The sequence below is a fragment of the Mycolicibacterium arseniciresistens genome (assembly GCF_030519285.1).
In the GTDB taxonomy this organism is placed as follows: Bacteria; Actinomycetota; Actinomycetes; order Mycobacteriales; family Mycobacteriaceae; genus Mycobacterium; species Mycobacterium arseniciresistens.
Window position 1 is genome coordinate 1 of the sequence record NZ_JAUMSQ010000150.1, and the last position, 10,017, is coordinate 10,017.

A 10,017-nucleotide genomic window follows, 5' to 3' on the forward strand; every position below is an offset into this window, starting at 1 on the left:
CGGCGGCCGCCTCGAGGTCACCGCGTGCGGCGTGCAGCAGGCTGCGGCACCGGGCGGCGACCCCGCGCGTCCAGGGCCGGTCGAGTCGCTCGCCGTTGTGCTCGAGCACCTCCACGATCCGGTCGGCCTCGTCCAGCCGGCCGACGACGATCATCGCCTCCACGGCGTCGGGCAGGAACGGCGCGGTGACGATCTCGGTGGCCGCGGGCAGCAGCCGCCACTCGGCCACCAGCGGATCCAGATGTCGAAGCGCCGCTTCATGATTGCCCAGGGACAGCTCCAGAGAGCCCAGCGCGGTGACCGCCCAGGTGCTCAGCCGGCCGGAGTCGCACCGCCGGCCGATCACCAACGCCTGTTCACCGTTGCGGCGACAGGCCTCGACCCGCCCCAGCTGGGCGTCCACCAGCGCACGGACGGTCAGCGCGATGAACATCGGCAGGTCCCCGCCGAGCGCGAGCGCACGCTCCATCGTCGCCTCGGCCGCCCGCTCGGCCGCATCCATGTCCCCCCGCCAGGTGTGCGCCAGCACGAGGTTGAAGCCGATCAGGATGAGTTCGCTCTCCTCGCCGCGTTCGACGCACCGCTGCGCGATGGACGTGAGCATCGCAGCGGCCTCGTCCACCTGGTGCGACCACAGCTTGACCATCGCGTGAAGGGTTCGCGGGCGGACCGCCAGTGGCACGTCGGCGGGATCGTCGACCTGCAGTGCGCGGTCCAGCGCCACCTCGTCGACGCCGTCGCCGACCAGGAAACGCATCATCGCCCGCATCGTCGCGGCCTGGACGACGAGATCGTCGCGCGGCAACTGACCGGCCAGGGCCACCGCCTGCTCCGCCCGGCGCAGCGCGGCGCCCGCATCGCCGGCGTTGTACTCGACGAAGGCCAGCATCACCAGCATCGGCACCTGCCGCTCGGGCACTGCGCCGGGTTGTTCCACGGCGTCGCGCAGCAGTGCCGCGGCATCGGCGGAACTGTTGTCGTACAACCGGACCAGCCCGAGCAGGTGCAGCGCCTCGGCTCGTAGCGGACCGGGTGCGAGCCGATCGACGGTCTGCTGCAGCAGCGTTCGGGCCCGTGCCGCGCCGCCCGCCTCGAAGTGGTGCGCGGCCGCGGCGATGGTGCGTTCCGGCGTGTCCCCGCCACGCCCGCGGGCGAGCTCGAGGAGTTCCGCCGCCGTGGCCGGTGCGCCTCGCAGGCGGGCTGATTCGGCGGCGGCGTCCAGGGCGTGCAGGACGTGCTCGTCGGCACCCTCCACCGACAGTGCGAGGTGCCGGGCGCCGAGCTCGGCGTCGTCGAGCACGTGGGCGAGCCGCCGGTGCATCAGCCGGCGCATGTCCGGGGCGGCCTCGGCGTACGCGCCGCGGGCCAGCAGCGGATGGGTGAAACGCAGGTGCTGGCCCGATATCTCGATCACCCCGGCCCGCTCGGCGTCCTCCAGCAGCGCGACGACATCCTGCAGCTCCGACTCGGTCACCGAGGCCAGCTCCGCCATGGTGGGGGCGGGCAGGCAGGACGCGGCGAGCAGCACCCACTTCGTCGCGTCGGTGAAGCCGGCGATGCGGGCACGCACGAGGTCGGCGAGCGTGGCGGGCAGCTCAGCCGCGCCGCCGTCGGCCGCACGGGCGAGTTCCACTGCGTAGAAGGGGTTCCCGCCGGACTCCCGGTGGATCCGCACCATCTCGCCGCGCGCCAGCGAGCGGGTGAGCCGGCCGGTCAGCACCTGACGCAGCGCCCCGAGGCTGAGCGGCCGGACGTCGAGCCGCTGCGTCCGCGCGGGATCGTGCAGCTCGAACTCGGCCAGCGCATGCTCGCCCTTGACGTCGGCGCGCACAGTGGCCACGAATCCGATCCGCCCGGTGCACCGCCGCGCCACCGACGAGATGACCAGCCGGCTCGGCGGATCGAGCCACTGCAGATCGTCGATGGCGACGAGGACGGGTGACATCTGCGCGAGCCGGTCGAGCACCCCGCGGACCGCTGCGAACACCGCGCGCTGACCGGCGGCCGGGTCGCCGTCGACGGACGGGGCCAGCACCCGGTCGATGGCGAGTCGCTGCGGACGGGGCAGCTCGTCGAACGCCGATTCGTCCAGCACCCGCAGCAGATCGGCGAGTCCCGAATAGGTGGCAGCGGATCCTGTCGACTGCGCGCGGGTGCTCAGGACGCGGAAGCCGACCTCGGTGGCGCGGGCGGCGCAGGCCTGCCACAGCGTGGTCTTCCCGATACCCGGTTCGCCGATGAGGGCGAGCAGCGACGGCCCCTCCGAGGCCTGGGCCAGGAAGGTCCGGACCACACCGAGCTCCGGCTCCCGGCCGACCACTCGTTCCCCCATCCCGGGATACTGCCAGCCGACGGCGACTTCCCGCTCGGCAAACGCCCCATCGGTATCGCGCCCGCGGCTCACCGTGCCCCCTTCCCCACCGGGACGCCTTGCGCTACGTTGGGGACGCCATCAACGCGGGAGCGCGCACCGAGCGTGCTGAGAGGACAGCTGGGGCTGTCGACCGTACGAACCTGACCGGGTAATGCCGGCGTAGGGAGACATGTCATGACCGACCGTTCTGTCGTTGCCGACGCTGCGATCACCACCGGCCCGATCACGGGCAGCAGCAAGGTTTACCAAGAGATTCCCGGCGTACCGGGTTCCCGTGTGCCGTTCCGGCGGGTGCACCTGACCGACACCCGCGAAGACCACCTCGACCTGTACGACACCTCCGGCCCGTACACCGACGCCGCGGCGGCGATCGACCTGCAGGCCGGCCTGCCTGCGCGGCCCGGCGTGGTCACCGACCGCGGCACGCAGCTGCAACGCGCGCGGGCCGGGGAGATCACCGCCGAGATGGCGTTCGTCGCCACCCGCGAAGGGCTACCCGCAGAGCTGGTGCGTGACGAGGTGGCCCGCGGCCGCGCGGTGATCCCGGCCAACCACCGGCACCCCGAGTCCGAGCCGATGATCATCGGAAAAGCGTTCGCAGTGAAGGTGAACGCCAACATCGGCAACTCCGCGGTCACGTCGTCGATCGCCGAGGAGGTCGACAAGATGGTGTGGGCCACCCGCTGGGGCGCCGACACCATCATGGATCTGTCGACCGGCCGCGACATCCACCTCACCCGCGAGTGGATCCTGCGCAATTCGCCGGTGCCGGCCGGCACGGTGCCCATCTACCAGGCACTGGAGAAGGTCAACGGCGATCCGACGGCGCTGACGTGGGAGTGCTACCGCGACACGGTGATCGAGCAGTGCGAGCAGGGTGTCGACTACATGACGGTGCACGCCGGGGTGCTGCTGCGGCACGTCCCGCTGACCGTCGGGCGGGTCACCGGCATCGTCAGCCGCGGCGGATCGATCATGGCGGCCTGGTGCCTGGCGCACCATCGGGAGTCGTTCCTGTACACCCACTTCGACGAACTCTGCGAGATCCTCGCGCGCTACGACGTCACCTTCTCGCTGGGCGACGGGCTGCGCCCGGGGTCGATCGCCGACGCCAACGACGCGGCCCAGTTCGCCGAACTGCGCACCCTCGGCGAGCTGACGAAGATCGCGAAAGGCCATGGCGTGCAGGTGATGATCGAGGGTCCGGGTCATGTCCCGATGCACAAGATCGTGGAGAACGTGCGCCTCGAGGAAGAACTGTGCGACGAGGCGCCGTTCTACACTCTGGGACCGCTCACCACCGACATCGCCCCCGCCTACGACCACATCACCTCGGCGATCGGGGCGGCGATGATCGCGCAGGCCGGTACCGCGATGCTGTGTTACGTCACCCCCAAGGAACACCTCGGCCTACCCGACCGCAAGGACGTCAAGGACGGCGTGATCGCCTACAAGATCGCCGCCCACGCCGCCGATCTCGCCAAGGGGCATCCCGGTGCGCAGGCCCGCGACGACGCCCTGAGCCGGGCCCGGTTCGAGTTCCGCTGGCACGACCAGTTCGCGCTGTCACTGGATCCGGACACCGCGCGGGAGTTCCACGACGAGACGTTGCCGGCCGAGCCCGCCAAGACCGCACACTTCTGTTCGATGTGCGGCCCGAAGTTCTGCTCGATGCGCATCAGCGCTGACCTGTCGGACGCCATCCGCGAGGCCCACGAGCAGGGCATGGCCGAGAAGTCCCAGGAATTCGCCGACCGTGGCAACAGGGTGTACCTGCCTCTGGAAAACTCCGTGCCATGACGTTCCTGCCGCTCACCCCGCCGAGCGAGACGCCGCCGAGGGTGATGACCATCGCGGGGTCGGACTCCGGCGGCGGTGCGGGCATCCAGGCCGACCTGCGCACGTTCGCCCTGCTCGGTGTGCACGGCCTGGTCGCCGTCACCGCGGTGACGGTGCAGAACTCGGTGGGCGTCAAGGGCTTTCACGAGATCCCGCTGGACGTGGTGGCCGGTCAGATCGACGCGGTGGCGTCCGACATCGGTGTGCAGGCGGCCAAGACCGGCATGCTGGCGTCGTCGGCCATCATCGAGACGGTCGCCGACGCCTGGCGTGCGGTGGCGCCGGACGGCGCGGTGCCACTGGTGGTCGACCCGGTGTGCGCGTCGATGCACGGCGACCCGCTGCTGCATCCCAGCGCCCTCGACGCGCTGCGCACCCAACTGTTCCCACTGGCGACGGTGGTCACCCCGAATCTGGACGAGGTGCGGCTGCTCGTCGGCATCGACGTGGTCGACGAGGAGTCCCAGCGCGAGGCGGCGCGCGCGTTGCACGGGCTCGGGCCGCGATGGGCACTCGTCAAGGGTGGGCATCTGCGCTCGTCGGCCCACAGTCCCGACCTGCTCTACGACGGTGCCGAATTCCACGAGTTCGACATCTCTCGGATCGACACCGGACACGACCACGGCGCAGGCGACACCCTGGCGGCGGCGACCGCGGCAGCACTCGCGCACGGGTACACCGTCCCGGACGCGGTCGCCTTCGGTAAGCGTTGGGTCACCGAATGTCTGCGCGCCGCATACCCGTTGGGCCACGGCCACGGACCGGTCTCCGCGCTGTTCCGGCTGCACGAGTCCGATGACGCTCGATGACATCGCAGGGGTGGCCCACCACCCCGACGGCGAGCCGGCCGGCGCGGTGGTGCTCACCCACGGGGCAGGCGGCAGCCGGGATGCGCCGCTGCTCACCCGGATCTGCGACGAGTGGGCCGCGAGGGGATGGCTGGCCGTCCGCTACAACCTGCCCTATCGGCGGCGCAGGCCGAAGGGGCCGCCGTCGGGGTCCGCGGCCGCCGACCAGGCCGGCGTCGTGGAGGCCGTCGACGCGGTGCGCGCGCTGACGGACGGACCCGTCATGGCCGGAGGACACTCCTACGGCGGCCGCATGACGTCGATGGCGGTCGCCGACGGGCTGGCGGTCGACGTCCTCACGTTGTTCTCCTATCCCCTTCACCCGCCGGGCAAGCCGGAGCGCGCCCGCACCGAGCACCTGCCGCGCATCACGGTGCCGACGGTGTTCACCCACGGGACCGCCGACCCGTTCGGCACCATCGACGAACTGCGGCGGGCCGCGGCGCTGGTGGGCGCGGACACCGAGATCGTCGAGATCACCGGCGCCCGACACGACCTGGGTTCCAAGATGCTCGACGTGCCGGCGCTCGCCGTCGACGCGGCACTGCGGTCACTCCGGTGACCTGCACACGGCCCCGGACTGGCGCTATCGTCGCCGAATGACCACACCGCCGGGGCCGCCGCCACCGCCGTACGGGCAGGGCCCGTACGGACAGGGCCCCTACGGCCCGCCGCCGGGTCAGCCCTATCCGCCGCCCCCGCCGCAGCCGTACTCGACTCCCACCGGCTATCCGCCGCCTCCGCCTCCGCAACGGAAGAACCGGCTCTGGCTCATCCTCGGTCTGGTCGGGCTGGTGCTGCTGCTGCTCATCGCCGCCGTCGTCGTCGTCGCCTACTTCCTGGTCGGCAGGGGAACGGTGACGGCGAACAACGTCGAGGTCGGCGACTGCCTGGCCGAGATGCCCGACGGCACCCGGGTGCTCACCGTGCGGACCATCGACTGCGCCGAGCCGCACGCCGGTGAGGTGTTCGCGATGCTGACCATGCCCGACGGCGACTTCCCTGGGCAGACCGCCCTCGAGGAGTTCTCCGACGGCTGCGGCCCCGCGTTGGCCACCTATGCGCCCGCCGCGATCGAGGACCCGTCCGTCGGCGTGTACGTGCTCTACCCGACCGAGGAGACCTGGGGCCAGGGCGACCGCGTGGTGACCTGCATCGCCACCGTCGACCCGCCGCGCACCGGGACGCTGAAGGGCTGATTCACGTCCCGGGTCCGGTACCTCTGGGCCACGTACCCGATACCTGGGGTACCGTTCACCCATGACTTCGGAGCACTTCGACGCGGTCATCGTGGGGGCCGGTTTCGGTGGGATCGGCGCCGCCATCCAGCTCAAGCGGATGGGCATCCACGACTTCGTCCTCCTCGACCGGGAGGACGATCTGGGCGGCACGTGGTACGTCAACCACTACCCCGGCCTGGCCGTCGACGTCCCCACCACCACCTACAGCTACTACTTCGAGCCCAACCCGAACTGGTCGCGGCTGTTCTCCACCGGGGCGGAGATCAAGCAGTACGCCGACGACGTCGCCGACAAGTACGACGTGCGCCGCCACATCCGGTTCAACACCACCGTCGAGGGCGCCCGCTGGGACGAGGAAGCCAAGGTCTGGCGCGTCGCGATCGCCGGCGGCGACACCATGGCCGCCCGCTACCTGTTCACCGCCACCGGATTCCTGTCGCAGCCGAAGCTGCCCGACATCCCCGGCATCGGCGACTTCCAGGGCCGCATCGTGCACACCGCCGACTGGGACGACGACTACGACGCCACCGGCGAGCGGGTCGCGATCATCGGCACCGGCGCCACCGCGGTGCAGCTCATCCCCGAACTGGCCGCGAAGGCCGCCGACCTCACCGTCTACCAGCGCACCCCCATCTGGGTGGCGCCGAAGATCGACCTGCACTTCTCCGAACGGGCCAAGCGGCTGTTCGCCAGGTTCCCCCTGACACAGCGGATCATCCGCGCGGTCACGGACAACATCTACGAGGCGATGATCACCATCGGCGTGGTGAACTACCGCGTCCCGCTGTTCCGCCGGCTCAACATCTCGGCGATGGACCTGTGCAAGATGAACCAGTTCTTCTGGATCCGGGACAGGGAACTGCGCCGCAGACTCACACCGGACTACGACATCGGTTGCAAGCGGCCGACGTTCTCCAACCGCTACCTGCGCACGTTCACCAAACCTCACGTGCACCTGCAGAGCGACGGCATCGAGCGGGTCGAGGCCGACGGCATCGTCAACGCCGACGGCACCCGCACCGCCATCGACACCCTGGTGCTCGCGACGGGCTTCGACCTGTGGGAGGCGAACTTCCCGGCGATCGAGGTGATCGGCCGCGACGGCCGCAACCTCGGGAAGTGGTGGCGCGAGACGCGGTTCCAGGCCTACCAGGGTGTGTCGATGCCGTACTTCCCGAACTACCTGAGCCTCGCCAGCCCGTATGCGTTCCTCGGCCTCAACTTCTTCAACACGATGGAATACCAGATGCGGTTGATGGAGCGGCTCTTCAATGAGGTCAGGCGGCGCAACGCCACCACGTTCGAGGTGACCGAGGCCGCCAACGACCGCTACCTGGAGCGGATGACCGAGATGCTGGCCGGATCGTTGTGGACGATCGGCAACTGCGCCTCCGCGCGGTCCTACTACTTCAACCCCAGCGGCGAACCCTCGCTGCTGCGGCCGATGTCCACTCGCGAGGCGATCAGGGAAGCCTCGGAGTTCCCGCTCACCGACTACCAGATCGCCTGAGCCGCCCCACCCCGCCCGAGAGGATCCCACTGTGCCCAAACGATCTGCGGCCAAACCCGATTCGCGTGCCGCAAGGTTCGCCGGCCTCGCCCTGGCCGGCACCGGGCTTGCGCACTTCGCCAATCCGAAGATGTTCGAGCCGATCACCGTGGCGTCATTCCCCGACAACACCCGCCGCCACGTCTACACCAACGGCGGCCTGGAGACCGCGATCGGCCTGGCACTCGCCGCACGCCGCACCCGCCGGCTCGGCCTGGCGGGCCTGGTCGGCTACGCCGCCTACTTGGCCGGCAGCACCGTACGCAGCCGGTAGCGGCCGAGCAGCGTCAGGTCCATCAGCGTGGCGACCGTCGCACGGGACTGCGCCGAGTCGCGGTAGCCCATCAACCGGCCGAGGTCGACCATCAGCGCCATCGCGGCGTACACCGCGAAACGCGCCTGCCCCGTTGTCCATTCGGGACGCAGCGTGACCACGATACCGACCCAGCCGTCGATGGTGGAGCGCTGCAGGTTCCGCAGGATCTCCTGATCGGCCGGCGCCATGTTCAGGCGTTCGGTGTAGTACACGTAGTCCAGTTCCGGGTGGGCGAACGACCGCTCGACATAGGCGTCGACGAGCCGGGCGAGCGCCACCTCCCGGTCCGGCACGGCGCTCAGCACCGTGGACACCTCGGCCGACAGGCGGTCGGCCGACCGCCGGAAACCCGCCGCCAGGATGTCGCTCTTGCCGGAGAAGTAGCGGTAGATGCCCGACGCGGGCATGCCCACCGCCGAGGCGATGTCCTCCACGCTGGTGTCGCGGTAACCCTTCTCGTTGAACAGCCGCATCGACTCGCTGAGCAGCGCTTCGTATTTCGAGGCGGGCGGCGGGGCGGCGGAGTCCGGGGCAGCGTCGACGTCGTCGGCCACGTCCGGCAGTTCGACACCGGCCAGGGTCGCCACGATGTCGGACATCAGCATCCGGATCTGGATGCCTGGCAGCTTGGCGCCGTGATCGACGATGCTGCCGATCACGCTGAGCACCGCGGTCGACAGCGTCCACCGCTGCCGTGAGGTGAGGTCGGGCCGGATCGCGGTCAACGGCTGCTGGATGCGCCGGTGTACCTCTCGCAGCTGGGCGTTGAGGGTCGCCTGGTCGTCGCCGCGCAGGTAGCGGGCCTCCCAGCGGTACAGCCCGCCCGACTCCCGGCTCGCGAGCGCGGTCTCGCTGAGCGCCACCGCCAGCCGGCGCAGCGTCTGTGTCGGGTCGTCGTCATCGGCCGGGTCGACCGATACCACGCTGTCCACCAGCAGCTGCCCGAGGTTGAACACCGCGTCGCGGAACAGCTCGTATTTGCTCGAGTAGTGCCGGTACAACGCGGCCGCCGAGATGCCGACCCGCGAGGCGATGGCCTCCATGCTCACCCCGTGGTAGCCCAGCTCGCTGAAGGCTTCGGCCGATGCGCGGGCGATCTGGGCTTTCCGGTCCTTCGGCCGACGCCGGACACCGTCGGCACGGCGGGACGGGGTGCGCGCCATGGCGAACACGATATCGGACGGCCTGCACACATAGAGGCCGAGTTCAGGGGCTTTTTCTTACGGAACTGCGCGGCGCAGTAAGAATGACGGTTAACATAGTGGGCGGCACAGGCCCGGTCGGGGGGCCGATGCGCGACGTGTTCGATCCTCTCCGCCGTGGGAGTCGTCCGGTCCCCCCGGGCGACCGTCCACTGCACGAGAAGGGGAGATCTTTGACTCATCGGGCCTGGTACATCGGTATCGCCGGCGCCGTCCTGCTGGGGGTCGGGCTGTTTGCGCTGCGATTCCCCGTCCTGCTCGACGTCTACGACCAGTGGGGCTGGCAGGTCGAGTGCGGGAACGGGTTCAGCGCCGACCTCAGTCAGGCGGACGCCGCGGGGCAGGACCTCGTCGAGCAGTGCGACTCGGCGCTGCTGCTGCGCCGGTCGTGGACGATCACGCTCTCGCTGATCGGGCTGACGGCGCTGGTCGCCGTCCTGGTGGCCGCGATCCGGACGCCGGAGCACCAGTCGCTGGTCCCCGGGCGAGGCGCCTGACCGGGCGGCCTCACCTACGATCACTGCCGTGACCGCAGCGGACGACTCGGCCCTGCGACGCCGGCTCGGCACCGGCGATGCCGTCGTCATCGGTCTCGGGTCGATGGTCGGCGCCGGCATCTTCGCGGCGCTGGGTCCCGCCGCCGCGGCG

9 protein-coding genes are annotated in these 10,017 nt (G+C 70.4%); 7 read left to right on the top strand and 2 right to left on the bottom strand.

What is annotated here, in order from left to right; all coding sequences use genetic code 11:
• On the bottom strand, positions 1–2,404 hold a 2,404-nt coding region (locus Q2100_RS18480), incomplete at its 3' end, for an ATP-binding protein (protein WP_302915230.1).
• 144 nt (positions 2,405–2,548) lie between these two features.
• On the opposite strand from Q2100_RS18480, the gene thiC reads away from it, so the two are divergent.
• The 6 genes from thiC (at position 2,549) to Q2100_RS18510 (ending at position 8,125) form a co-directional block, all read left to right on the top strand.
• Complete coding sequence (gene thiC / locus Q2100_RS18485) at positions 2,549–4,174, top strand: phosphomethylpyrimidine synthase ThiC (RefSeq protein WP_302915231.1); 1,626 nt, start codon at positions 2,549–2,551, stop codon at positions 4,172–4,174.
• A complete protein-coding gene (gene thiD / locus Q2100_RS18490) occupies positions 4,171–5,022 on the top strand; it encodes a bifunctional hydroxymethylpyrimidine kinase/phosphomethylpyrimidine kinase (protein ID WP_302915232.1) in 852 nt (283 codons plus the stop codon). The genes thiC and thiD overlap by 4 nt, the downstream gene beginning before the upstream one ends.
• Positions 5,009–5,623 (top strand): alpha/beta hydrolase family protein, encoded by a 615-nt coding sequence (locus Q2100_RS18495; RefSeq protein WP_302915233.1) that lies wholly within the window; start codon positions 5,009–5,011, stop codon positions 5,621–5,623. The genes thiD and Q2100_RS18495 overlap by 14 nt, the downstream gene beginning before the upstream one ends.
• 37 nt (positions 5,624–5,660) lie before the next feature.
• Entirely contained in the window at positions 5,661–6,260 is a 600-nt protein-coding gene (locus Q2100_RS18500; protein ID WP_302915234.1) for a septum formation family protein, read from the top strand.
• A 61-nt stretch (positions 6,261–6,321) separates the two neighbouring features.
• On the top strand, positions 6,322–7,812 hold the full coding sequence (locus tag Q2100_RS18505) for a flavin-containing monooxygenase (protein WP_302915235.1): 1,491 nt from the start codon (positions 6,322–6,324) through the stop codon (positions 7,810–7,812).
• A 31-nt stretch (positions 7,813–7,843) separates the two neighbouring features.
• A complete protein-coding gene (locus Q2100_RS18510) occupies positions 7,844–8,125 on the top strand; it encodes a DoxX-related protein (protein ID WP_264012437.1) in 282 nt (93 codons plus the stop codon).
• Here the strand turns inward: Q2100_RS18510 and Q2100_RS18515 are convergent.
• Positions 8,092–9,330, bottom strand: coding sequence for a TetR/AcrR family transcriptional regulator (locus Q2100_RS18515; protein ID WP_264012438.1), 1,239 nt, complete (start codon positions 9,328–9,330; stop codon positions 8,092–8,094). The two genes, Q2100_RS18510 and Q2100_RS18515, sit on opposite strands and share 34 nt — an antisense overlap.
• 212 nt (positions 9,331–9,542) lie before the next feature.
• Here Q2100_RS18515 and Q2100_RS18520 point away from each other — a divergent pair, with 212 nt between their 5' ends.
• Complete coding sequence (locus Q2100_RS18520) at positions 9,543–9,866, top strand: hypothetical protein (protein WP_264012439.1); 324 nt, start codon at positions 9,543–9,545, stop codon at positions 9,864–9,866.
• Positions 9,867–10,017 lie beyond the last annotated feature (151 nt).

Bases quoted from the DNA above. Each gene is read 5' to 3' on its own strand.
- thiC (WP_302915231.1), top strand. From the start codon at position 2,549: ATGACCGACCGTTCTGTCGTTGCCGACGCTGCGATCACCACCGGCCCG.
- thiD (WP_302915232.1), top strand. From the start codon at position 4,171: ATGACGTTCCTGCCGCTCACCCCGCCGAGCGAGACGCCGCCGAGGGTG.
- Q2100_RS18495 (WP_302915233.1), top strand. From the start codon at position 5,009: ATGACGCTCGATGACATCGCAGGGGTGGCCCACCACCCCGACGGCGAG.
- Q2100_RS18500 (WP_302915234.1), top strand. From the start codon at position 5,661: ATGACCACACCGCCGGGGCCGCCGCCACCGCCGTACGGGCAGGGCCCG.
- Q2100_RS18505 (WP_302915235.1), top strand. From the start codon at position 6,322: ATGACTTCGGAGCACTTCGACGCGGTCATCGTGGGGGCCGGTTTCGGT.
- Q2100_RS18515 (WP_264012438.1), bottom strand. From the start codon at position 9,330: ATGGCGCGCACCCCGTCCCGCCGTGCCGACGGTGTCCGGCGTCGGCCG.